Origin of the sequence: Micromonospora sp. DT201, assembly GCF_049841575.1 — a bacterium.
In the GTDB taxonomy this organism is placed as follows: Bacteria; Actinomycetota; Actinomycetes; order Mycobacteriales; family Micromonosporaceae; genus Micromonospora.
The window spans coordinates 1-24,169 of record NZ_JBNCKP010000032.1 but is presented as its reverse complement, the minus strand read 5'-3'; the positions used below and the strand labels follow the sequence as shown (position 1 = coordinate 24,169).

Annotated in this window: 19 protein-coding genes and 1 rRNA gene; 9 read left to right on the top strand and 11 right to left on the bottom strand. The window is 70.8% G+C overall.

The features are described from left to right. Positions 1–7: 7 nt before the first annotated feature. The 3 genes from ACLQ28_RS32010 to ACLQ28_RS32000 all read right to left on the bottom strand — a co-directional run bounded on the left by ACLQ28_RS32010 (position 8) and on the right by ACLQ28_RS32000 (position 4,253). A complete protein-coding gene (locus ACLQ28_RS32010) occupies positions 8–1,492 on the bottom strand; it encodes a WXG100 family type VII secretion target (protein ID WP_425689993.1) in 1,485 nt (494 codons plus the stop codon). Positions 1,493–1,502: 10 nt separating this feature from the next. Then, a complete protein-coding gene (locus ACLQ28_RS32005) occupies positions 1,503–1,943 on the bottom strand; it encodes a hypothetical protein (RefSeq protein ID WP_425689992.1) in 441 nt (146 codons plus the stop codon). Between the two features lie 261 nt (positions 1,944–2,204). Beyond that, on the bottom strand, positions 2,205–4,253 hold the full coding sequence (locus tag ACLQ28_RS32000; RefSeq protein WP_425689991.1) for a TIGR03960 family B12-binding radical SAM protein: 2,049 nt from the start codon (positions 4,251–4,253) through the stop codon (positions 2,205–2,207). 78 nt (positions 4,254–4,331) lie between these two features. Here ACLQ28_RS32000 and ACLQ28_RS31995 point away from each other — a divergent pair, with 78 nt between their 5' ends. Beyond that, complete coding sequence (locus ACLQ28_RS31995) at positions 4,332–5,543, top strand: hypothetical protein (protein ID WP_425689990.1); 1,212 nt, start codon at positions 4,332–4,334, stop codon at positions 5,541–5,543. A gap of 26 nt (positions 5,544–5,569) precedes the next feature. On the opposite strand, the gene ACLQ28_RS31990 is transcribed toward ACLQ28_RS31995, so the two are convergent. Both ACLQ28_RS31990 and ileS read right to left on the bottom strand, forming a co-directional pair. Further along, positions 5,570–6,259: a lysophospholipid acyltransferase family protein gene (locus ACLQ28_RS31990; protein WP_425689989.1), complete on the bottom strand. Its 690-nt coding sequence runs from the start codon at positions 6,257–6,259 to the stop codon at positions 5,570–5,572. Positions 6,260–6,403: 144 nt separating this feature from the next. Continuing rightward, complete coding sequence (gene ileS, locus ACLQ28_RS31985; protein ID WP_425689988.1) at positions 6,404–9,550, bottom strand: isoleucine--tRNA ligase; 3,147 nt, start codon at positions 9,548–9,550, stop codon at positions 6,404–6,406. A gap of 316 nt (positions 9,551–9,866) precedes the next feature. On the opposite strand from ileS, the gene ACLQ28_RS31980 reads away from it, so the two are divergent. Genes ACLQ28_RS31980 through ACLQ28_RS31965 form a run of 4 tightly spaced genes read left to right on the top strand, consistent with a single transcriptional unit; the run spans position 9,867 to position 13,525 of the window. Then, the gene (locus ACLQ28_RS31980) at positions 9,867–10,886 is read left to right on the top strand and encodes an ArsR family transcriptional regulator (protein WP_425689987.1); all 1,020 of its coding nucleotides are present in this window, start codon (positions 9,867–9,869) and stop codon (positions 10,884–10,886) included. A gap of 59 nt (positions 10,887–10,945) precedes the next feature. Beyond that, positions 10,946–11,956, top strand: a complete 1,011-nt coding sequence (locus ACLQ28_RS31975) for an ATP-binding cassette domain-containing protein (RefSeq protein ID WP_425689986.1) — start codon at positions 10,946–10,948, stop codon at positions 11,954–11,956. Beyond that, positions 11,953–12,726, top strand: a complete 774-nt coding sequence (locus ACLQ28_RS31970; RefSeq protein WP_425689985.1) for an ABC transporter permease — start codon at positions 11,953–11,955, stop codon at positions 12,724–12,726. Before ACLQ28_RS31975 ends, ACLQ28_RS31970 begins: the two co-directional genes overlap by 4 nt. 10 nt (positions 12,727–12,736) lie before the next feature. Then, positions 12,737–13,525, top strand: coding sequence for an ABC transporter permease (locus ACLQ28_RS31965; RefSeq protein ID WP_425689984.1), 789 nt, complete (start codon positions 12,737–12,739; stop codon positions 13,523–13,525). 190 nt (positions 13,526–13,715) lie between these two features. On the opposite strand, the gene ACLQ28_RS31960 is transcribed toward ACLQ28_RS31965, so the two are convergent. Beyond that, complete coding sequence (locus ACLQ28_RS31960; RefSeq protein WP_425689983.1) at positions 13,716–15,266, bottom strand: alkaline phosphatase D family protein; 1,551 nt, start codon at positions 15,264–15,266, stop codon at positions 13,716–13,718. 196 nt (positions 15,267–15,462) lie between these two features. Between ACLQ28_RS31960 and ACLQ28_RS31955 the strand changes: the two genes are divergently transcribed. Both ACLQ28_RS31955 and sigJ read left to right on the top strand, forming a co-directional pair. Next, a complete protein-coding gene (locus ACLQ28_RS31955; RefSeq protein WP_425690018.1) occupies positions 15,463–15,894 on the top strand; it encodes a carboxymuconolactone decarboxylase family protein in 432 nt (143 codons plus the stop codon). Continuing rightward, positions 15,891–16,766, top strand: coding sequence for an RNA polymerase sigma factor SigJ (sigJ, locus tag ACLQ28_RS31950; RefSeq protein WP_425689982.1), 876 nt, complete (start codon positions 15,891–15,893; stop codon positions 16,764–16,766). Before ACLQ28_RS31955 ends, sigJ begins: the two co-directional genes overlap by 4 nt. Positions 16,767–16,802: 36 nt before the next feature. Here sigJ and ndk read toward each other — a convergent pair whose 3' ends face one another. Next, positions 16,803–17,228, bottom strand: coding sequence for a nucleoside-diphosphate kinase (ndk, locus tag ACLQ28_RS31945; RefSeq protein WP_425689981.1), 426 nt, complete (start codon positions 17,226–17,228; stop codon positions 16,803–16,805). Between the two features lie 141 nt (positions 17,229–17,369). Here ndk and ACLQ28_RS31940 point away from each other — a divergent pair, with 141 nt between their 5' ends. Continuing rightward, positions 17,370–18,818 (top strand): VOC family protein, encoded by a 1,449-nt coding sequence (locus ACLQ28_RS31940; protein ID WP_425689980.1) that lies wholly within the window; start codon positions 17,370–17,372, stop codon positions 18,816–18,818. Positions 18,819–18,862: 44 nt separating this feature from the next. Here the strand turns inward: ACLQ28_RS31940 and ACLQ28_RS31935 are convergent, their stop codons facing one another. From ACLQ28_RS31935 to ACLQ28_RS31925, 3 genes are read right to left on the bottom strand one after another with little or no spacing between them, the layout of a single operon-like run. Further along, a complete protein-coding gene (locus ACLQ28_RS31935) occupies positions 18,863–19,324 on the bottom strand; it encodes a DUF4233 domain-containing protein (RefSeq protein ID WP_425689979.1) in 462 nt (153 codons plus the stop codon). Then, positions 19,321–20,655 (bottom strand): bifunctional folylpolyglutamate synthase/dihydrofolate synthase, encoded by a 1,335-nt coding sequence (locus ACLQ28_RS31930; protein WP_425689978.1) that lies wholly within the window; start codon positions 20,653–20,655, stop codon positions 19,321–19,323. Before ACLQ28_RS31930 ends, ACLQ28_RS31935 begins: the two co-directional genes overlap by 4 nt. Continuing rightward, the gene (locus ACLQ28_RS31925; protein WP_425689977.1) at positions 20,652–23,270 is read right to left on the bottom strand and encodes a valine--tRNA ligase; all 2,619 of its coding nucleotides are present in this window, start codon (positions 23,268–23,270) and stop codon (positions 20,652–20,654) included. Before ACLQ28_RS31925 ends, ACLQ28_RS31930 begins: the two co-directional genes overlap by 4 nt. Positions 23,271–23,339: 69 nt before the next feature. Here ACLQ28_RS31925 and ACLQ28_RS31920 point away from each other — a divergent pair, with 69 nt between their 5' ends. Beyond that, entirely contained in the window at positions 23,340–24,026 is a 687-nt protein-coding gene (locus ACLQ28_RS31920; protein WP_425689976.1) for a hypothetical protein, read from the top strand. Positions 24,027–24,094: 68 nt separating this feature from the next. Here ACLQ28_RS31920 and rrf read toward each other — a convergent pair. Beyond that, positions 24,095–24,169 (bottom strand): 5S ribosomal RNA (gene rrf / locus ACLQ28_RS31915); the annotation flags it as partial.

Below are 24,169 nucleotides of genomic sequence, written 5' to 3'. Positions count from 1 at the left end.
TTCGTCCTCATCGCAGGATGCCTGGGGATGCCCCGTCACCGGGACCCCACGGATCGTCGTCCTCAGTCAACCACGACGAGTGCTCAGAACCCGTACCACCACCGCCGCCGTGTCCGGCGCCGCCCGCGCCGCCCATCATGCCGCCGCCCATCCCGGCACCGCCACGCGCGCCGCCCGCCAGGCCGGCGCCGCCCGCGCCTGCGCCTGCGCCTGCGGCGGTGCGCAGCGCGTTCGCCGCGCTCGTCATCGGCGGCACCTTGCCGTTGCCACCACCCATCATGCCGGGGATGCCGCCCATGCTGCCCACGCCGGCGGCGCCCAGGCCACCGCCGCCGGACCCGATGCCACCGCCCGCGCCAACGCCGCCACCAAAACCACCGCCGGCGCCACCGAGGCTGGAGCCACCGAGGCCGCCACCGGCGCCGCCGTATCCGGTGCCAATGCTGCTGGGCGCGGCGCCGGCCAGACCGGTGCTGTAGCCGTCGTCGGCACCCGGATATCCCGAACCGGTGGGCGGAGGGCTGAACGATCCGGAGCCGCCACCGGTGGAGGAGTCGTCGCCGAATCCGCTGGACGGGGGCGGGGAGAACGGGCCCCCGACAGACGTCGGCCCACCGCCGATGTCGACGCCGCCGGGCGGCTTGCCGATGCTCGGGCCGCCGCCGGCGTCGAACCCGCCACCACCACCACCGCCGCCACCGCCGCCACCGATGTCGCCGACGTCAGGTCGTCCCTTCGGCGGTGTCCGATCGTCAGGGCGATAGGTGTCCGATTCGTTGTTCGGATCGCCCACCACCAGCTTCGGACGCTCCGTGTACACGGCCGCGGGCAGCGGTGACATCGCGGTGTTGGCCGCCTGCTGGTTGTCCCGGTACCAGTTGTCCAGATGGGACTTGGTGTCCCACCAACCACCCCGCTTGTGGTCACCCGCCTGGCCGTCGACCTTCATGGTCGCCTCCAGGTCGTCGGCCTTGTCGCGGAACGCGCCGTCGGCGTACGACGCGGGATTGCTCTGGTAGTCCTTGCGCAGCGCGGCGAGGAAACCCGACGCGCTCTCGCCGTCGCGGGCGTCGTCGAGCTCGGTGCCGTTGGGCAGGCTCCACTCGTTGATGCCGAAGTCGTCCCCCAGCGGGATCGGGATCGAGGCGACCGCCGTGCGGATGTCCGTCTCGATCCGCCCCAACGCGCCGCTGACGTTTGTCGCATCGGTGATCAGATCCTCGATCTGCTTACCGATCTGGCCCAGATGCTCGCGGTAGGCGTCACCGCCGCTGCCCTTCCAACCGGCGAGCATCCCGGGCAGACCACCGACGTGCGGGCGCTCCTGACCCGTGGCGATCGGGCCGACGAACGATCGGCCGACGAGCGCGTCCCGCAGCTGCGTCAGGCCGGAGGAGAGGTTGCCCCACCCCTGCCCGACCGATCCGACCGTCTCCGGGTCCGCGGAGAGCGTCACTTCGCGGACGCACCGCTCCCAGGTTCCTCCAGCCATGACGTCCCCCTCAGGCCGTGTACGGGTAAATGGGCGCGCCGCCGGCAGGGGGCGGCGGAGCCGCCGCCTCGAGTAGCCGCTCGATCTCCTTGCCGTTGGCGCCGTTGCGCTCTTCGGTGTCACGGAACGCCTTGGCGATGTCCTCGGTGCCCTGCTTCAGCGCGGCGAGTTTCTGGGAGAGCGTCTTGAGGTGCATCTCCATGTTGCCCGTGGACTTGGTCAGCGCCTGCCACTGCATGCGGGCGTCCTCGTAGGCGCCGAAGGGGGTGCCGTTCGGGACGCTCTGGGCGCTGTTGCTGTCGCCCTTCATCCGCTCCTTGACGCGTTCCATCTCGTAGCTGATGGTGTCGTCGACGTACTGCTTCAGCCGCTCGACGTACGCCGCCGCGGCGTCCAGGTCCTCGACGCTGACGTGTAGATCGCCGGTGTTCGGCGGCGGAATGGTCCCCATTAGCTTCCTCCCCCGTTCCCGACCCACCGGGTCGGTCCATGTCGGACCCAGCGTATCGAGTCTGACCCAGTCGGGGCAGCCCGGCCGACGTCACGCCGCACCAGCCGTCGTCGATGCCGACGAGGGCCGCACCGTCGACCGTTGCGCGCGGTGCGGCCCGACCAGCGCCAACGGGCCCGCGAGACGCGGACCCGTTGGGTGACATGTCGGATGTGGAGTTTAGTGGCTCACCGCCGCCAGGCGCTGCCCTGCGACGGGCGGTCAGTGGGAGTGGCCGCCTGCCGGGACCTTCATACCGCTGCCGCCCAACGGGGTGAGCGGCAGCAGCTTCTTGCCGGTGGGGCCGATCTGGATCTCGGTGTCCATCGATGGGCAGACCCCGCAGTCGAAGCAGGGCGTCCATCGGCAGTCGTCCTGCTCGAACTCGCTGACCGAGTCCTGCCAGTCCTGCCAGAGCCAGTCCTTGTCCAGGCCCGAGTCCAGGTGGTCCCAGGGCAGGACCTCCAGCTCCTCGCGCTGCCGGGTCGTGTACCAGTCGAGGTCCACCCCGAACGCGGGCAGCGTCTCGGCAGCCGCGTCGACCCAGCGCTGGTAGGAGAAGTGCTCACTCCAACCGTCGAAGCGGCCGCCGTTCTCCCACACCTTGCGGATCACCGAGCCGACCCGGCGGTCACCCCGGGAGAGCAGCCCTTCGATCAGGGACGGCTCGCCGTCGTGGTAGCGGTAGCCGATGGCCCGGCCCAGCGAACGGTCCGAGTTGATCGCCTGCTTGAGGATCTTGAGCCGGTGGTCGATGACCTCCGGACGCTCCATCGCGGCCCACTGGAACGGGGTGTGCGGCTTCGGCACGAAACCACCGATGGAGACCGTGCAGCGGATGTCCTTGGAGCCGGTGGCGGCCCGACCGGCCTTGATCACCTCGTGCGCCATGTCCGCGATCTCGAGGACGTCCTCGTCGGTCTCGGTGGGCAGGCCACACATGAAGTAGAGCTTCACCTGCCGCCAGCCGTTGGTGTACGCGGTGACGACGGTGCGGATCAGGTCTTCCTTCGACACCATCTTGTTGATGACCTTGCGGATCCGCTCCGACCCGCCCTCCGGGGCGAAGGTCAGACCGGTACGCCGCCCGTTGCGGGACAGCTCCTGCGCGAGGTCGATGTTGAAGGCGTCCACCCGGGTCGACGGCAGCGACAGCGAGACGTTCGTGCCCTCGTACTGCTGGGCGAGGCCCGAGCACATGTCGCCGATCTCGGAGTGGTCCGCCGAGGAGAGCGACAGCAGGCCCACCTCGTTGAAGCCGGAGAACTCCAGGCCCTCGCGGACCATCTGCCCGACCGTGGTGATCGACCGCTCCCGCACCGGACGGGTGATCATGCCGGCCTGGCAGAACCGGCAGCCCCGGGTACAGCCTCGGAAGATCTCCACCGCGTACCGCTCGTGCACGGTCTCGGCCAGCGGCACGAGCGGCTTCTTCGGGTACGGCCAGGCGTCCAGGTCCATCGTCGTGCGCTTGTGCACCCGGAACGGCACGTCCGCCCGGTTTGGCACGACCCGCTGGATCCGCCCGTCCGGGAGGTAGTCGACGTCGTAGAAGCGCGGCACGTAGACGCTCTCGGTGCGGGCCAGCCGCAGCAGCAGCTCGTCGCGGCCACCCGGGGAGCCTTCGGCCTTCCACTCCCGGACGATCGCGGTGATCTCCAGAACCGCCTCCTCGCCGTCGCCGAGGACCGCGGCGTCGATGAAGTCGGCGATCGGCTCCGGGTTGAACGCGGCGTGCCCGCCGGCCACGATCACCGGGTCGGCGTCGGTGCGGTCGGCGGCCAGCATCGGCATGCCGGCCAGGTCGATCGCGGTGAGCATGTTGGTGTAGCCGAGCTCGGTGGAGAAGGAGATGCCGAACACGTCGAAGTCGCGGACCGCCCGGTGCGCGTCGACGGTGAACTGCGGCACGCCGTGCGTGCGCATCAGGGTCTCCAGGTCCGGCCAGACCGCGTACGTCCGCTCGGCGAGGGTGTCGGGCAGCTCGTTGAGCACCTCGTAGAGGATCTGCACGCCCTGGTTGGGCAGGCCCACCTCGTAGGCGTCGGGATACATCAGCGCCCAGCGCACGGTGGCCGCGCCCCAGTCCTTGGTCACGGCGCCCAACTCGCCCCCGACGTACTGGATGGGCTTGGAAACCTGGGGCAGCAGCGGCTCGAGCTGGGACCAGACCGATGGCTCCAGGTCGCGGCCCGGCGTCAGACGCGCCGAGCTGGAGTCTTCGCCAGAGTTGGTCGCGGCCGCACGCGGCGTCGGGGACGTGGCACTCATGATGCCCAAGGATACGCGCCCGCCTGGCGGTGGCGGCGCGGTACTAACCTCGGACCGGCGCGAGAGGAGATTGCCGCGATGCCGGAGCCCCAGCCGGGAGCACGGCCGGCCGACGGGAGCACCCCGGGCGCAGAGCCGGACCGGGATCCGGCGGCCGCCGACGAGCCGACCGCCCCACCCGTACCGTCGGACCAGCCGGAACCCCCGACGCAGCCCGAGACTCCGGATCAGCCGGCCCCCTCGGACCAGGCCGAGGCCGCCGCCACCGCGGAGGTCCCCGCGCCCCGGTGGAGCGGCTCGGCGCCGGTGCCGCCCCCACGGCCGCGCCGACCCGCCTGGGGCGAGTCGGCCGAGCCGACTCCGCCGCCGCCCGTGCCCGTCGGCCCGCCGGAGCACCAGACCCCGGTCGACCCGTGGGCTGGCGTGGACACCGGCGGCTGGGACCTGCCCTCCGCCGAGCTGCCCCCGCTGCCCCCGACGACGCACTACCCGACGCCGCGGGCGACCCGGCAGTGGTCCGGTCCGCCCGCTGCCCCGGTCGGGCCGCAACCGGTGTCTCCGGCGGCCGCCCCGAGGCCGCCACAGGGCGCCGTGCCCAGCATCCCGACCCGGCCGATGTCGCCGCCCGCGCCACCGCCCCCAGCGCCGAAGCAGCGCCGGGGCAGGCGATCTGCCACGCCACCTTCGGCGCCGCCGCCGGGCTGGCAGGCCCCCAAGGGGTACGTGCCGGTGCCGGTCCGCCGACGTCGCCGCTGGCCGTGGTTCCTGCTGCTCACCCTGGCGTGCTGCTGCGGCTGCCCCGCCTACTACGGGTTCCCGATCTCGGCCCAGTACCCGGTCCGGGCGTCACTGCCCGTGCAGGTGGACGACCTGAGTCTGCGCCAGGACAACCACAGCGCGGAGACCGCCCAGCAGTTGGAGAGCGAGGTACGCAAGGAGCACTTGCTGGCCGAGGACACCTTCGCTGGTGTCTACTCCACCTCGGATGGCAAGCAGGTGACGGTCTTCGGCGGCACGGGCTTCCGGTTGAACCCGGAGTCGGAGGCGGAGGCCGAGATCAGCCGGCTCACCGAGCGCTACTCGTTGGACGCCCCCGAAAGCGTGGACACCGGTGTGCGGGGCCGGCACGAACGATGCGCGGTTGGCCAGTCCGATGCCGACGACGTCGTCGTCTGCACCTCGGTTGACTACGGCAGCATCGCCACCGGGGTGTTCACCCGGCTCTCCGTCAGCGACAGTGCCGCGCTGCTGGCCACCCTGCGCGACCAGATCGTCCAACCCAAGGGCTGACTTCGGGTCCGGCCTCGCGCTTCGGGTCAGGCCTCGCGGGTCGGATGCGGGTGGGCGCGCGGCGGGGCGTAGCGGGGGACGTACTCCTGGCCGGTGAGCTTCTGGATCTCGCTCATCATCTCGTCGGTCATCTGCCGCAGTGAGGTGCGGTCGGTCGGCCGTCCGCTGAAGTCCAGTGGCTTGCCGAACCGAATGGTGATCTTGGCAGTGCCGGGACGGGGCACCCGGGCACCGATCGGCTGCGCCTTGTCCGTGCCGATCATGCCGACCGGAATGATCGGCACGCCGGTTGAGGTCGCCAGCCGAACCGCCCCGGTCCGCCCCCGGTAGAGCTTGCCGTCGGGCGAGCGAGTGCCCTCCGGGTAGACCACCACGAGGTCACCGCCCTTGAGTGCCGGAATCGCCGCGTCGAACGCGGACAGCGCGGCCCGACCGCCGCCCCGCTCGACCGGAATGGCGCCCAGACCGGTGAGGACGAACTTGGAGATCGCGCCCTTCACGCCGGTGCCCTTGAAATACTCCGACTTCGCCCAGAACGCCAGATGCCGGGGCACGACCGTGCCGAGGAACAGCTCGTCGGCCACCGAGAGGTGGTTGCCGGCGAAGATCGCGCCGCCGGTCACCGGAACGTTCTCCAGCCCCTCCACGGTCGGGCGGAACGCCAACCGCAGCGTGGGCCCCACGGCGAGCTTGCCGATGGTGTAGAGCAGGGGCACTGGTCCTCCGGCAGATGAGGTGCGGACAGGCGGTGTCACGGTAGCGGACGCCTCCGCACCTCCCAGACGGAGGTGGTGAGGCGCCCGCACCCTGACGATGGTCCCGCCCTTCCTACGCACGAGGCGTCAGGAAGGGCGGGTTCCTCACACGCGGCGGACTGTAACCGTTACCCGATCACCCTCGCCGACCTCACCGGCAAAGCCGTCGAGGCCCTCGGCGAAGTCCACCGAGTCGGCCAGCACCTCCCCGGAGACGAAATCGGCGTACGCGGTCACCGCCGCACGCACCTCCTCGGACGCCGACACCGACACCACGATCCGATCCGAGACGTCCAGGTCGGCGTCCCGGCGTGCCTGCTGGACCACCCGCACCACGTCGCGGGCCAGCCCCTCGGCGGCCAACTCCGGGGTGACCTCGGTGTCCAGCACCACCACACCCTCGGAGCCGGGCAGTGGCGCAGAGTGCTCAGCGTCGGCGGCGACCAGGCGCAACTCGTACTCGCCCTCGGCGAGGGTGACGCCAGCGGCCACCGGGGCGCCGTCGACCAGCTCCCAATCGCCCGCCTTGACCGCCTTGATGACCTGCTGCACCTGCTTGCCGACCCGCGGGCCGAGCGCCCGGGGCACCACGGTCAGGACCTGCTCGCAGTACTCGGACAGCTCGGCGCTGAACTCCACCGCCTTCACGTTGACCTCGTCGGCGACAAGGTCGGCGAACGGGCGCAGCTGCTCCGCCGCCGGCGAGGCCACGGTCAGCGTGGACAGCGGCAGGCGTACCCGCAGGCCCTTGGCCTTGCGCAGCGACAGCGCCGCCGAGGCGACCGCCCGGGTGGCGTCCATCGCGGCGACCAGGTCGTGGTCGGCCGGGAACTCGGTCGCCTCGGGCCAGTCGGTCAGGTGCACCGAGCGTTCCCCGGTGAGCCCGCGCCAGATCTCCTCCGCGGTCAGCGGTGCCAGCGGTGCCACCACCCGGCAGAGCGTCTCCAGCACGGTCCAGAGCGTGTCGAACGCTTCTGTGTCACCGGACCAGAATCGGTCCCGGGAGCGACGCACGTACCAGTTGGTCAGCGCGTCCAGGTAGGACCGGACGGTGGCGCACGCACCGGAGATGTCGTACGCATCCATCTGCGCGCCGACCGTCGACACCAGTTCGTTCGTCTTGGCCAGCACGTACCGGTCGAGCAGGTGCGTCGAGTCGGTCCTGCGACGAGCGGTGTGGGAGTCCGCGTTGGCGTAGAGCGTGAAGAAGTACCAGACGTTCCACAGCGGCAGCAGCACCTGCCGGACGGCGTCGCGGATACCCGCCTCGGTGACCGCCATGTCGCCGCCGCGCAGCACCGGCGAGGACATCAGCATCCACCGCATCGCGTCTGAGCCGTACGCGTCGAAGACGTGGTAGACGTCCGGGTAGTTGCTCAGGCTCTTGGACATCTTGCGCCCGTCCGAGCCGAGCAGGATGCCGTGGCTGAGGCAGTTGCGGAACGCCGGCCGGTCGAACAGCGCGGTGGCCAGCACGTGCATGGTGTAGAACCAGCCGCGGGTCTGCCCGATGTACTCGACGATGAAGTCACCCGGGTAGTGGTGCTCGAACCAGTCCGCGTTCTCGAACGGGTAGTGCACCTGGGCGAACGGCATCGAACCGGACTCGAACCAGCAGTCCAGCACCTCCGGCACCCGGCGCATCATCGACTTGCCGGTCGGGTCGTCCGGGTTGGGGCGGACCAGGTCGTCCACCGCGGGTCGGTGCAGGTCGGTCAGGCGTACGCCGAAGTCCCGCTCGATGTCCGCGAGCGAGCCGTAGACGTCCAACCGTGGGTAGTTCGGGTCGTCGGACTTCCAGGCCGGGATCGGCGAGCCCCAGAACCGGTTCCGGCTGATCGACCAGTCCCGGGCGTTGGCCAGCCACTTGCCGAACGAGCCGTCCTTGATGTGCCCCGGCGTCCAGTTGATCTGCTGGTTCAGCTCGACCATCCGGTCCCGGAACTGGGTCACCGCCACGAACCACGACGACACCGCCTTGTAGACCAGCGGGGTGTCGCAGCGCCAGCAGTGCGGGTACGAGTGGGTGTAGGTGTCCTGCTTGAGCACCACCCCCCGCTCCTTCAACTCCCGGATCACCGGCTTGTTGACGTCGAAGACCTGCTCGCCCTGGTATGGCGGGACAAGCGCGGTGAATCGCGTGTGATCGTCGACCGTGACGATGGTGGGGATGCCGGCAGCGTTGCAGACGTCCTGGTCGTCCTCACCGAACGCCGGCGCCAGGTGCACGATCCCGGTGCCGTCCTCGGTGGTGACGAACGCCGCGCCGAGCACCTGGTAGGCGTTGTCCCCGGCCTGCTCGACGAGGAAGTCGAACAGCGGGGTGTAGCGGCGCCCGACCAGGTCCCGGCCGTACACCGTCCCGACCTGCTCGTAACCGTCCAACTCCTTGGCGTACGCGGCCAGCCGCGCCGCGCCGACGACGTACCGCTCGCCGTCGCGTTCGAGCACCGCGTACTCGATGTCCGGGCCGACGGCGAGCGCCAGGTTCGACGGCAGGGTCCACGGCGTGGTGGTCCAGACGCCCAGCTTCACGGCGCCGCGCAGCAACTCCGGGGCGGACTCGTCGGGGGTCAGCCCGAACCACACCGACAGCGTCGGGTCGTGCCGGTCCCGGTAGACGTCGTCCATCCGGGTCTCGGTGTTCGACAGCGGCGTCTCACAGCGCCAGCAGTACGCCAGCACCCGGAAGCCCTCGTAGATCAGACCCTTGTTGTGCAGGGTCTTGAAGGCCCACATGACGCTTTCCATGTAGTCCAGGTCGAGGGTCTTGTAGTCGTTTGTGAAGTCGACCCAGCGGGCCTGCCGGTTGATGTACCGCTCCCAGTCCTGGGTGAACTCCAGCACCGAGGAACGGCAGGCCTCGTTGAACCGGGCCACGCCCAGGTCGACGATCTCCGCCTTGCTGGTGATGCCGAGTTGCTTCTCGGCCACCACCTCGGCGGGCAGGCCGTGACAGTCCCAGCCGAAGCGCCGCTCGACGTGCCGGCCGCGCATGGTCTGGTAACGCGGCACCACGTCCTTGACGTAGCCCGTGAAGAGGTGGCCGTAGTGCGGCAAGCCGTTGGCGAACGGCGGGCCGTCGTAGAAGACGTACTCGTTCTTGCCGTCGTCGCCGGCCGGACGGGCCTCTATCGACGCCTCGAAGGTCTTGTCGGCCGTCCAGTGCTCCAGCACCCGGCGCTCGACCGCGGGCAGGTCCGGGCTCGCCGGGACACCGGCGGCGGTCGGGTCGTGCATCGGATAGGCCATCGGGGGTCGCTCTCCTCATGCAGCTCACTCAACGTGGGTCTGCGAGGACGAACCGTCCGGGGTACGCCTGGAAAAACGGCGCTCCCGGGTGGTCCGCGGTACCACCCCGCTTGGCGGTCAGGATCGACCGCCCGCTCATTTGCCGGCTGTGACGGGCCGCACCCGTCCGGTTCTACTGGGCCGGTTGCCCGGCTGTTCTTCCGGAGGCTCACCGGTGATGGCCGGGTCATCGCCTTACGGTGCTCACGATACTCGACCCGCCCACCGGTCCGCCGCCGAGTAATCCCGCCCGCCGAACGCCGCCTAGGCTGGCCGGGTGATCCGGATCGAGTTGGACGAGCCGACGCTGGCCCGTACCCGGATCGCCACCAGCCCGCTCTGGGAGGTGATGACCAGCCTCTACGTGTTGCAGCGAAACCAGGGGGAGGCGCCCTGGCCGTACACCGGTTGGGCGCGGCACGCGCGGCGGGTGCTCGACGAGGTGCCGGCGACCGCGCCGGCGCGGCTGCTGGCCATCGGTTCGCGCGCACCGGATTTTCTCAGCCCGGTCCCCACGTCTGCCGCGCCGACCCTGGCCGAGCAGCTCGCCGAGCTGCGCGCAACGCCGGCGGAGGTGATCGCCGAGCAGATCCCCCGCTACCACCACCCTGACGACGTGCCCGGCTGGTTGAGCCCGTTCGTCACGGACCGGCAGGCCGCCCTGGACCGGCTCGCCGACGGCATCGAGGCGTACTGGGATGCGGCCATCGCGCCCTGGTGGCCCGCGATGCGGGCCGCGCTCGACGAGGAGGTGCTGCACCGCGCGCGGGCGCTCGCCGCGCACGGTCCAGACGCGCTCCTGGCCGACCTGCACGAGCGGGTGCGCTGGGACAAGCCGGTGCTGACCCTGGTCAAGCCGCTGGAGCAGCACTTCGAGGCGGTCGGCCAGCGGCTGCTGCTGATCCCGTTGATCTTCTCGCGGGGCGCGCTCGCCTGCTCCACCGATCACCCGGAGATCGTCGCCGTCTCCTATCAGGCGCGCGGCGCGGCACTGCTCGCCGAGGGCACGCCCGCCCCAGCGATCGGGACCGGGCCGACCACCGACCGGCTGGCGGTGCTGGTCGGTAGGGGGCGCGCCCAGGTGCTGCGGGCGCTGACCCGGCCGGCGAGCACCGCCGGCCTCGCGGCCACCCTGGGGCTGGCACCGAGCACCGTCTCGGAGCAACTCTCCGCGCTGCTCAGCGCCGGTGTGGTGCACCGCCGGCGGGTCGGCCGCCGGGTGCTGTACGGCCTGGAACCAGCCGGCCTGGCCCTGGTACAGCTGATCGGCGACGAGCTGACGACCGCCTCGGCCTGAACATTCGGTCGGATCCGAATTCGTTTCCCACCACCCCCGGCCACTTCTAGCCTCCGGGCATGAGCGAACACGCGATTGAGGCGGTGGGGCTGCACCGCACCTACCGCAGCCGCACGGGATGGTTACGTCCACAGCGCCGCGAGGTGGAGGCGGTCCGCGGCGTCGACCTGACGGTCGGCAACGGGGAGTTGTTCGGCCTGCTGGGACCGAACGGCGCTGGTAAGACCACGACCATCAAGCTGCTGAACACGCTGCTCATCCCGACCGCCGGCGAGGCCCGGATCTGCGGCTTCGACGTGGTCCGGCAGACCCGGGAGGTGCGCCGGCGGATCGGGTACGTGTTCGGCGGCGACCGCGGCCTGTACGACCGACTCTCCGCCCGGGACAACCTGCGCTACTTCGCCGAGCTGTACGGCGTCCCGGGGCGGGAGCAGAAGCGGCGGATCGCCGAACTCTTCGAGCTGGTCCGGCTGACCGGCCGGGAGAACGACCGGGTGGAGGGCTACTCCCGCGGCATGCGGCAGCGGCTGCACATCGCCCGGGGCCTGCTGCACCGGCCGAACGTCCTCTTCCTCGACGAGCCGTCGATCGGTGTGGACCCGGTGGCCGCCCGGGAGCTGCGGCAGACCGTCGCCGAGCTGGCCGCCACCGGCACCACCGTGCTGCTCACCACGCACTACATGGCCGAGGCCGACGAGCTGTGCGGCCGGATCGCGGTGATCGCGAACGGCACGATCCAGGCCCTCGGCACCCCCGCCGAACTGCGGCACCACGCGGACGGCCGGCAGGTGCTGGAGGTGGAGGCGTACGGGGTCGGCGACGCCCAGCTCACCGCCATCCACGCCCTGCCCGGGGTACGGGAGGCGAGCGTGGTCGTCGCCGGTGCGGCGCAGGTGTTGACCGTGCAGTCCGATGCGGGGGTGGACGTGCAGGCAGACGTGTTACGCGCGCTGGACGGGGTGCGGCTGGGCCGGGTCACGGCCCGGCAACCCACCCTTGAGGACGCGTACGTGGCGATCGTGAACCGGGTCGACGCGCAGGCCCGCCCGCTTGCGGCGGTGGCCGGGTGAGGACGCTGCGGATGATCGCGCTCGGCGCGCTGCTGCACGCCAAGCAGCTCAGCCGGTCGCCGTTCGAGATCGCTACGGCGCTGATCGTGCCGGTGGTGCAGGCGACCCTGGCGGTCTACCTGTTCCGGGCGGGTGGCGAGCCGGGCCGGCTGTTGGAGGCCGCCGTCGGGGCGGGGTTGATGGGCATCTGGTCGTCGGTGCTGTTCGGTTCCGGTGGCGCCATCCAGAACCAGCGCTGGCAGGGCACCCTGGAAATGATCATGTTGGCGCCCCGGCCGCCGGCCCTGGTGGTCCTGCCGATCACGCTGGCCACCGCGCTCACCGGCACGTACGCCATGGTCGCCACGCTGGCCTGGGGTCGCCTGCTGTACGGCATCCCGCTGACCTTCGCCGACCCGCTGGCCTTCGCGGTCGCGGTGCCCGGCTGCATCATCGGGCTCGGCATGTTCGGCCTGCTGCTCGCCTCCACGTTCGTGCTGTTACGCAACGCCAACGCGCTGACCAACACGCTGGAGTACCCGATCTGGCTGGTCTCCGGGATGCTCGTGCCGATCACCGCGCTGCCCAGCTGGACCAGCCCGATCGCCGCCGTGCTGCCCACCACCTGGGGAGCGCGTGCGGTCCGCGAGGCGACCACCGGCAGCGGGCCGGTCTGGCCGTCGCTCGGCGTCTGCCTGGCGATCAGCCTGGCCTGCCTGGCGCTCGGCGCGATCATGATGACCCACGTCGAGCGGCGAGCCCGCGCGGCGGCCACCCTCGCTCTGGCCTGAGGAGGCGACGATGACCGCACTGCTCCGCCTGGTCGGCACCGGTGGCGTGATCGCCTACCGGGCACTGTTCAACTGGACCACCCCGGCGATGTTCGTCGGCACACTGCTCATCGGCCCGCTGTTCCAGCTGCTCTTCTTCGCCTACCTGGGACGGCAGCTCGGGGTCGCCGACGACGGTTTCTACATCACCGGCAACGCCGTGCTGGCAGCCTCCCTGGCCTGCGTGTTCGGCGGCACGATGGCGGTCTCCAACGAGCGCCGCTTCGGCACCCTCGGGCACGTCCTGCTGTCGCCGCGCAGCCGCACCGCGGTCTTCCTCGGCCGAGTCCTGCCGTACGCCGGCAACGGGCTGTTGATCGCGGTGACCACCATGACCGCCGCGTCGCTGCTGCTCGGCCTCCGGATGCCGCTCGACGCGCTGCCGGGGTTGCTGCTCACCCTGGCGGTGGCGGCGTTGGCCTGCGGGTTCTTCGGCCTGACGCTTGGTGCGATAGGGCTGCGGTTCCGCGACGTCTGGCTGGTCTCCAACGTGGCGGTGGCCCTGCTGCTCCTGCTCACCGGGGTGAACGTGCCCGCCGCCGAGTTACCGACCTGGATGCGGGTCACCGGCGAGCTGCTGCCGATCACCCACGCCGCCGAGGCGGCCCGTCGGCTGGTCGCGGGCGACGGCTTCCAGGCCGCCGCACCCCAACTCGCAGCCGAACTCGCCATCGCCGTCGCCTACGCCGTCCTCGCCGCGCTCCTGCTCAAGGTCTTCGAAGCCGAGTCCCGCCGCCGAGCCTCCCTAGAAACCCTGTAACCCCACCCCGTCCCCCGTCCCCGGCCCCGGCCCTCAGCCCTCTCGACCCCGTTGATCATGAGGTTATTGCCGGCCGCACCGGCGTGTCGTGACGATAACCTCATGATCAACCGGGGTCAGGCCCCCGGGACCGGGCCGAGGCGCCCGGGACCGGGGCCAGGCCGGTTCCGGTCCCGGGGGCGGGGGTGGGTTAGGGGGCTGGGAGGGTGGTGGACCAGAGGGAGGCCCCGTCGCGGTCGCGGAGGTGGACCGTCAGGGCCTCCGACTTCCCGTCGATAAAGACCTCACCGAAGTGCTGGAAGCCCTCCGCCGGCGAGCTGTTCGCCAGCGGCGGGGCGTGCACGAAGGCCGCCTGCGGGCCGAACGTGCCGTCCAGCGCGTTCGGGCCGAACGCCCCGGCGTGCGCGGGCCCGGAGACGAACTCCCAGAACGGGGTGAAGTCACCGACTGCCGCACGGGACGGGTCGTAGTGGTGCGCGGCGGAGTAGTGCACGTCGGCCGTGAGGAAGACCATGCCGGTCACCCCAGCGCGGTGGGTGGCCCGCAGCACCTCGGCGAACTCAAGCTCACGCCCGGCCGGTGCGCCCGGGTCGCCCTGCGCGACACCTTCCTGCGCAGTCGGACCGTCCGGCACCACCACCCCGATCGGCAGGTCGTTGGCGATCACCTTCCAGGTCGCCGTGGACCGCTTGAGCTCCCGGATCAGCCACTCCCGCTGCTCGCGGCCGAGCAGACCGCGCTTCGGGTCGGCGTACGTGTTGCCGTCGTTCGGGTCCTTGTGGGTCCGCATGTCCAGCACGAACACGTCCAGCATCGGTCCGTACGACAGCCGCCGGTACATCGGGCCATCGACCGGCACCGGCAGCCACTCGTTGAATGCCTGCCGGGCCCGGGCGGCGAGCACGTCCACCCGCTGCTCGGTGTAGCGCGGGTCGTCCAGGATCTCCCCCGGGTACCAGTTGTTGAGGACCTCGTGGTCGTCCCACTGGTTGATCTGCGGCACCACGGCGGCGAACTCCCGTAGGTGCTTGTCGAGCAGGTTGTAAGCGAACTGCCCCCGGTACTCGGCCAGCGTCTCGGCGACCTTGCTCTTCTCGGGGGTCACCAGGTTGCGCCAGATCCGGCCGTCGGGCAGCGTCACCGACTCGACCAGCGGGCCGTCGGCGTACACCGTGTCGCCGCTGCACAGGAAGAAGTCCGGCCGGGTCTCCCGCATTGCACGGAAGATCGACATCCCGCCGAAGTTCGGGTCGATCCCCCAGCCCTGCCCGACGACGTCGCCGGTCCAGACGAACTTCACGTCGCGGCGCCGCTGCCGTCCCGGCGCGGTGGTCAGCGACCCGGTCAGCGGCTCACTGACCACCCCGTGCCGGTCCAGGCTCTCGACCCGGACCCGGTAGTGCAGCCGCTCGGCGTCCGGCAGGCCACGCAGCCGGACCTTCCCGGTGAAGTCGCCGTTCGGGGTGAGCACCGGGCCGCGCAGCTTCCGCGCGCCCCGGAAGTCCGGCCGACGGCTCACCTCGACCAGCATCCGGCCCGGCCGGTCGGCCCGCGTCCAGACCAGTGCCGAGTCCGCGGTGACGTCACCGCTCTGCACACCGTGGGTGAGCACCGGGCGTCCCGCCGGGCGCCAGGCCGGGGCCGCGGTCGCACCGGCACCGCCCAGCAGGGCGCCGCCGGCGACTCCGGCACCGGCCACCAGGCCAGCCCGCAGCAGGGTACGTCGATCAAGCTCGGTCATGTTTCCTCCCGGTCATGGATTGACCCCGTCGGTCTACCGGGTGGAGATGACCGCGATCGTCGATGCGGATGACGCGGATCGGAACGCAGGTTGTCCGGTGAGCATGACCGGAGTCACAGCCCCGGCTGTCACGACCCGCCCCGGCTGTCACGTCGTGTCGGTGTCGAACCGAGCAGGGGAGGTAGTCATGCAGCGAATGAATCCCGGTGAGGTGGCGCCGAAGGCGTACCAGGCCGTCATGGGGCTGGAGAAGTACGTCCAGTCGAACGTCGACCACACCGTGCTTGAGCTGATCAAGCTGCGGGCGTCGATGATCAACGGGTGCGCGTACTGCGTGGACATGCACAGCCGGGACGCGCTCGCCAAGGGCGAGTCGAGCCGGCGGCTGTTCGCGGTCGCCGCCTGGCGGGAGTCGCCGTTCTTCGACGAACGGGAGCGGGCCGCACTGGCGCTCACCGAGGCGGTCACCCGGCTTGGTGAGCACGGTGTTCCGGACGAGGTGTGGGATGACGCCGCGAAGGTCTGGTCGGAGAAGGAACTGGCCGACCTCGTCATGGCGATTGCCACAATCAACGTGTGGAATCGGATCGGAGTGACAATGCGGTTGGAGCCTCCGGCCCAGGCGTGACCACCGAAGCGGCAGAGGCGGCCGGTGCGCTCCAGGCGCACCGGCCGATGCTGCTCGGGCTCGCGTACCGTCTGCTCGGCAGCCGGCACGACGCGGAGGATGTGCTGCAGGAGGCGTACCTGCGCTGGCTGGGTGTGGACCGCTCAACTGTCGACGAGCCGCGCCGGTACCTGTCCCGGGTGGTCACCCGGTTGGCCCTGGACCGGCTGCGGGCCCGCCAGGCCGCCCACGAGACGTACGTCGGGACGTGGCTGCCCGAACCGGTGCCGACCGCGCCCTCGCCGTTCGGGCCGTTGGACCGCGCGGAGTTGCGCGACTCGCTCTCCACCGCCTTGTTGCACGTCCTGGAGCGGCTCACCCCGCCGGAGCGGGCGGTGTACGTCCTACACACAGCCTTCGAGCTGCCGTACGCGGAGATCGGCGAGATCCTGGACCGGTCCGCTGCCGACTGCCGGCAACTGCATCATCGGGCGATGGCCCGGGTGCGGCAGGAGCAGCGCCGGTTCACCGCCAGCCGCTCGGAGCGGGAACGGCTGCTCGAGGCGTTCCTGGCCGCCGCCCAGGACGGGGACCTGGCGACGCTCACCGATTTGGTCGCCTCGGACGCCACGGCCTGGAACGACGGCGGTGGGCGGGTACGGGCAGCCCTCAACCCGGTCAGCGGCGCGGACCGGATCGCCCGGTTCTACGCCGGGATCTACGGCCGACGCCACGCTATGACGGTCGATCGGATCGAACTCAACGGGGAACCAGCGATGGTGATCACCCGCGCGGACGGCAGTCGGTACACCCTCAGCATCGCCGCAGCGGGCGGTCAGATCACCGGAATCTACGTGGTCGGCAACCCGACAAAACTGTCGTCGGTCGACTGAACCCCGCCGCCGTCGGTCGGCCCCGGCCGGGTCGCGTCAGCCCAGCTCGGGGAACCAGAGCGCGATCTCACGCTTGGCGCTGTCAGTCGAGTCGGAGGCGTGCACCAGGTTCTCCCGGTTGGACAGCGACAGGTCACCCCGGATGGTGCCGGCGGCGGCCTTGCGGCCGTCGGTCGCGCCGACCAGCCCGCGGACCACGTCGATGACCTGGTCGCCGGAGAGCACCAGGGCCACGAGTGGACCGCTGGTCATGAAGCCCTTCAGCGGCGGGTAGAAGGCCTTGTCGACGTGCTCGGCGTAGTGCTCGTCGGCGAGTGCGGCGTCCATCGTCCGGTGCACCATCGCGTCGATCCGCAGCCCCTTGCGCTCGAAGCGGGAGAGGACCTCGCCGACCAGGCCGCGGCGGACCGCGTCGGGCTTGATCAGAACGAGGCTGCGCTCATCCGGGCTGTTGCTGGACACGCTGGGTTCCTCCTGTACGCGTTGAACGCTTGGGATCGGTACGGTCAGCCTAGCGACCCGGTCCCGGCGCCGGCGCGGCGGCCGGTCTTTCCCCCGGTGGCCGATCCGGCCTAGCCTGGTCCTGACCCCAGGAGGTCCACTGTGGCGAATGGCGGGAACCGGCCCATCGCGCCGGTACGCAAGCTGATCGGCACGGTGCTGGGCACCGTGGCCACGTTCGTCGTCCTCTTCGGGCTGGGCATGACCAGTTGGGCCATCGTGGCTCTCGGGGTCGCCCTGCTGGTGCTGGCGATCGCGCTGGCGACCGTACGCGGCAGCGGGCGCACCTGGGTGGTCGGCGTCGGGCACGTGCACAGCGCCTCCGAACCACCCACCCAGTACGCGTTCGGCCGCTGCGAACTGCAACTGGTGATCGACGCGCCTGGTCTGCCGCCCCGATCCAAAAAGATCATCGAGCCGAGGGTGCCGGTCTCCAAGTGGCCGTCGCTGGGGCAGACCCTGCCGATCCGGGTCGCGTTGGACGATCAGCGGCACGTCAAGGTCCTCTGGGACGAGGTGCCGACGCACGCCGAGACCGCCGCCGCCGTCGCCGACCTCCCGCCGGAGTTCGCCGATGGCGACGCCATGGACGAGGTGCTGATCCAGCAGGATGCCCCGCCGTGGGCCGACCGCGCGCCGGAGGACGACGTCCGGGACGACTTCCGCGACCCGTTCCGGGACCCGCTCGGCCCCGACCCTCTGCGCACCGACCCCCTGCGGGACGACCCGGACGTCGTGTCCGAGGAGCGCGAGCCCGTGGTGATGCGCCAGAGCCCGGGCGGCCCCGTGGTGTTGGAGGGCGTCGTCGTCGAGCAGCAGGCCAGTGGTGGTCTGCCCCGGCGGGCCACCCCGGCGCCGCGCCCACCCGCCGAGGAGCGCTTCGACGAGCCCGCCGGTGACCGGTTCGATCTGCCGGAGGACGACCGGATACCCGACCCACCACCCGCGCAGCACTTCGACCCGCCGCCGGCGCAGCGCTCCGACCCGCCGGCGCAGCGCTCCGACCCGCCGCCGGCGCAGCGGTCCCGCCCGGGCGCGACCGACCCACTGGACCCAATCGACCTTCCGCTGGACGACCCCTCCCCGGTCGGGGCGGCGCGGGAGACCGTCACCGATGCCGAGCTGGACGAAGCGATCTTCGGGTTCGACGGGGGCGCGGCTGCGGATCCGGCCGGGCCGATCAGCGGGGTGGGCCTCACCCTCCTGGTGACCGACCTGTCCCGTTCGCTCGGCTTCTACCGTGACGTGCTCGGCTTCACCGAGGTCGACCAGGGTGCCGGCAACGCCGTACTCGCCTCGGGCACGACCCGGCTCGTTCTGCGCGAGGTGACCGGCGCCGCGCCCATCAGCCGCCGGCTCGTGCACGTCAACCTTGAGGTCAACGACATCGAAGCGGCGTACGAGCGGCTACGCGAGTCGGGCGTCCGATTCACGTACGCGCCCCGGGTGGTCAACCGAGGTTCCAAGCTGGAGGTGTGGGCGGCGGCGTTCCGCGACCCGGACGGCCACGGCATCGCGCTCACCCAGTGGCGTGAACGCGCCGAGGCCTGACCCGGCCCGCACCACCTCAAGGTGCCACCAAACCGGGTCGGACGTCAGCCGAGGATGACCCGGCGGACGTGCAGCGCGTACGCCCAGACCAGGGCGAAGATGATGCCCAGGCCGAGCAGTGACCAGTGCAGCAGGCCCCCCAGCATCAGCAGGCCCTGCAGCACGGTGCCGGCATGCCAGGCCCAGGGGCGGCGCATCATGCCGGCGAGCACGACGGCGGCCACCGCCAGTGCCACCACGGCACCGATCGCGGCACCGCTCAGATCACCGCCGACCACCCGGATCGGCTGGATCGCCAGCAGCAGCACGAGCGCTTCCAGGCTGAGCGTGCCGGCGCCCAAGCCGCGTACCGCCCGCTCCGGGTTACGCAACCCGGAGCGGCGCGGCTGCCCGGTCGCCGGCTCCTCCCCCGTGGGCTGATCGGCCGGCGACCCGGCTGAGCTCTGATCGGCCGGTGACCCGGTCGGGTCCTCGGTGGCGCGCGGGTCCCGCTCCGGGCCGGTCATCGCTTCAGCAGCCGACGGGCGTCGGCGACCGTCACTACCGAACCTGTGACCAGCACCCCCACCCCGCTGAGTTCCCCGGGAACGTCCTCCTCGGCCAGCGCCACCGCCAACTCGATCGCGTCCGGCATCTCCTCGGCCAACTCCACCCGTTCCTCGCCGAAGATCTCCTCGGCCAACTCGACGAGTTCCGCAGTAGGCATCGCCCGCGGCGAGCTGTTGCGGGTGACCACCAGCTGGTCGACCACCGGCTCAAGCAGCTCCAACAGCCCTTCGGCGTCCTTGTCGGCGAGGACTCCAACCACCGCCACCAGCTTGCTGAACGCGAACTCCTCCTGCAGGGCCGTGACGGTGGCCGCCATGCCGTGCGGGTTGTGCGCGCCGTCCAACAGAATGGTCGGGGCGTTGCGTACCCGCTCCAGCCGCCCCGGGGAGCTGGTCGAGGCGAAGCCCTCCCGGACCGCCTCGATGTCCAACTGCCGTCGGGCCCCGGCACCCAGGAACGCCTCCACGGCGGCGAGCGCCACGGCGGCGTTCTGCGCCTGGTGGGCGCCGTGCAGCGGGACGAACACGTCGTCGTAGACGCCACCCAGGCCCTGCAGGCTGAGCACCTGCCCGCCGACCGCGACCGCCCGGGTCAGCACGCCGAACTCGGTGCCCTCCCGAGCGATGGTCGCTCCCACTTCGGCGCAACGGTCGAGGAGCGGACGGGCCGCCTCCTCCTCCTGCGCCGCAGCGATCACCGTGGCGCCCGGGTGGATGATGCCGGCCTTGGCCAGCGCAATGTCCTGGAGCGTGTCACCCAGCCACTCGGTGTGGTCCAACCCGATCGGAGTGATCACACAGACCCCGGCCTGGATGACGTTCGTGGCGTCTTCGGCGCCACCGAGGCCCACCTCGACCACCGCGATGTCGACAGGTGCGTCGGCGAACGTGGCGAACGCCAGCGCGGTGGTCATGTCGAAGTACGTCAGCGGCTCGTCCGACCGCGCGTCGATCAGCTCGGCCAGTGGCTTGATCTCCCGGTACACCGACGTGAAGCGCTCCTCGCTGACCGGCTCACCGTCCAGGCTGATCCGCTCCCGGACGGTCTCCAGGTGCGGGCTGGTGTACCGGCCGGTGTGCAGCCCGTGCGCCCGCAACAGCGAGTCGATCATCCGCGCGGTGGAGGTCTTGCCGTTGGTGCCGGTCAGGTGGATCGAGGGGTACGCCCGCTGCGGACTGCCGAGCAGGTCGAGCAGCGACTCGATCCGGTCCAGCTCGAAGACCATGCGGGTGAAGCCACGGGCGTTCAGCTCGGCCTCGACGGCGGCGAATTCGGTACGGTCGGTCACGAGGAAAGTGTCTCCAGAGCAGCGTCGATCCGGACCAGGTCGGCCTCGGCGGTGGCGAGCCGGTCGCGGATCTTGGCGACCACCGGCTCGGGGGCCTTGCCGATGAAGGCCGGGTTGTCGAGCTTCGCCCGGGCCTGCGCGACCTCCTTCTCGGCCGCCGCGCGGTCCTTCGTCAGCCGAGCCCGCTCGGCGGCCACGTCGATCGACCCCCGGGTGTCCAACGCGACACCGACCGCGCCGGGCATGGCCAGCGTGGCGCTGGCCTGGAAATCGTCACCGGCCGGGTCCAGTCGGACCAGCGAACGGATCAGCGGCTCGTGGGCGTCGATGCCAGCCCCGGCCAGGCCGTCCAACCGGGCGGCCACCCGCTGGGTCGGGCGCAGCCCCTGGTCGGAACGGAACCGTCGGATCTCGGTGACAACCCGCTGCACACTGACCAGCTCGGCCTCCGCAGCGTCGTCGACCAGCGACCGGTCGGCCACCGGCCAGGCAGCGGCCTGCACCGTCTCGCCACCGGTCAGCGCGAGCCACAACTCCTCGGTGACGAACGGGATGACCGGGTGCAGCAGCCGCAGCAGCTGATCCAGCACGTGCCCGAGCACCCGCCGGCTGGTCTCCGCCCGCTCACCACCCGCGGCGAGCACAGGCTTGCTCAGCTCGACGTACCAGTCGCAGACGTCGTCCCAGGCGAAGTGGTAGAGCAGGTCGCACACCTTGGCGAACTCGTACGCCTCGAACTGCTCGTCGACCTCGGCGGTGACGTGCGTCAGCCGGGACAGGATCCACCGGTCGACGGTGGACAACTGCTCGGCAGCAGGCAGGTCGCCCGTGGTGTGCGCGCCGTTCATCAGGGCGAACCGGGTGGCATTCCAGAGCTTGTTGCAGAAGTTGCGCGAGCCCTGGCACCACTCCTCGCTGACCGGCACGTCCTGGCCGGGGTTCGCACCACGGGCCAGGGTGAACCGGGTGGCGTCGGCGCCGAACCGGTCGATCCAGTCCAGCGGGTCGACCACGTTGCCGAACGACTTGGACATCTTCTTGCCATGCTCGTCGCGAACCATGCCGTGCAGGGCCACCACGTCGAACGGCTGCTTGCCGTCCATCGCGTACAGGCCGAACATCATCATCCGGGCGACCCAGAAGAACAGGATGTCGTAGCCCGTGACCAGGACGCTCGTCGGGTAGAACTTGGCCAGGTCCGGGGTCTGCTCCGGCCAGCCGAGGGTGGAGAACGGCCAGAGCGCGCTGGAGAACCAGGTGTCCAGCACATCCTCGTCCTGCCGCCAGCCGTCACCCGTCGGCGGCTGCTCGTCCGGGCCGACACAGACGATCTCACCCTGCGGGCCGTACCAGACGGGGATCCGGTGACCCCACCACAGCTGGCGGGAGATGCACCAGTCGTGCATGTTGTCGACCCAGGCGAAGTAACGCTTGGCCAGCTCGGCCGGCTCGATGCGGACCCGGCCGTCACGGACGGCATCGCCGGCGGCCTGGGCGAGCGGTGCGGTGTTGACGAACCACTGCAGCGACAGCCGCGGCTCGACGGTCGTCTTACACCGCGAGCAGTGCCCGACCGCGTGCACGTACGGCCGCTTCTCCGCGACGATCCGGCCCTGCTCGCGGAGCGCCGCCACGATCGCGGGCCGTGCTTCGAACCGGTCCAGCCCTTCGAACGGGCCCGGCACGGTGATCACGCCACGCTCGTCCATCACGGTGATGGCGGGCAGGTCGTGACGCTGGCCGATCTCGAAGTCGTTCGGGTCGTGCGCGGGGGTCACCTTGACCATGCCGGTGCCGAACGACGGGTCGACGTGGGCGTCGGCGACGATCGGGATGCGGCGGCCGGTCAGCGGCAACTCGACCTCGGTGCCGATGAGGTGCTGGTAGCGCTCGTCGTCCGGGTGCACCGCCACCGCGGTGTCGCCCAGCATCGTCTCGGCCCGGGTGGTGGCCACCACGACCTCGTCGCTGTAGCGGATGGAGATCAGCTCGCCGTCGTCGTCGGTGTGCTCGACCTCGATGTCGGAGAGCGCCGTCAGGCATCGCGGGCACCAGTTGATGATCCGGTTGGCCCGGTAGATGAGGCCCTCGTCGAAGAGCTTCTTGAAGATCGTCTGGACGGCGCGGGTCAGCCCCTCGTCCATGGTGAACCGCTCACGGTCCCAGTCGACGGAGTCGCCGAGGCGCCGCATCTGACCGAGGATGGCGCCGCCGGACTCGGCCTTCCACTGCCAGACCCGCTCGACGAACTTTTCCCGCCCGAGGTCGTGCCGGGAGAGGCCCTCGGCGGCGAGTTGACGCTCGACCAGGTTCTGGGTGGCGATACCGGCATGGTCCATGCCAGGCAGCCAGAGCGCCTCGAAACCCTGCATCCGCTTACGCCTGGTCAGGGCGTCCATCAGCGTGTGCTCGAACGCGTGGCCCATGTGCAGGGAACCGGTGACGTTCGGCGGCGGAATCACGATGGTGAAGGGGGGCTTGTCGCTGTCGGCGGTCGCCCGGAAGTGCCCGGCGGCTACCCACTGCTCGTACCGTCGCTGCTCGACCTCGCCGGGCTGGTACTGGCCGGCAAGGGTAGGGGCGTCGGGGCGGTGGGCATCCAGTCTCTCGGTCACCTGACAAGTCTACGGAGGGCTTCCGCAGACCTGACGTGCGCCACCTGTGGTTCGCGTACGGTGTCGGCTATGTCCGACGCACATCTCACCGAGCGGTCGCTCGACGGCGGCCGCGAGCCGGTCGAGCTGACCGAAGAGCCGATCCAGCTGAGCACCCGAGACTCCGGGGGTGACCCCGACGAACGGTCGGAGGGCTGGTCCCGACGACGCAAGATCGGTTGGACGGCCGCATTGGTGGTGGGCCTTGCGGGTGCCGGGGTGCTGGGTGTCGGTGGGTGGCGGATCGCGCAGCAGAAGGACACCCAGCTGACCTCGCCTGACCGGGTGGCGGGTCTGATCCGGGATGACAGCGAGCGCGCGAAGAGCACAGCCGACTACCTGCGCAGTGGTCTGGCGGCGGACATCGAGTTGGACCGCAGCTTCGGCACGGTCTACCGCGACCCGGCCGACGACAAGCGTTCGGTGCTCATCTTCGGGGGCACCACCCTGCTCTGGCAGCCGGAGGGAGACCTGGACAGCCTCTTCCGCCTGATGTCCGATGAGACGGGTCCGGTGAATGGTCTGCGCGAGGTGCCCGCGGGCGACCTGGGCGGCGTGATGAAATGCGGCAACACCAGCGGTGAGGGCGGCGACTTCGCGGTTTGTGGCTGGGCCGACCACGGCAGCGTGGTGATGGCGATGTTCCCGGGGCGGTCGGTCAGCGACGCCGGCGGCCTGCTGCGTAACCTACGCACGGACATGCAGTCGCGGGACTGACTGGGCACGAGCATTCCGGGATATGCAGAAAGGGCCACCCCGGAGGGGTGGCCCTTTCTGAAAAGTTTGTCCGGCGGCGTCCTACTCTCCCACACCCTCACGAGTGCAGTACCATCGGCGCTGGAGGGCTTAGCTTCCGGGTT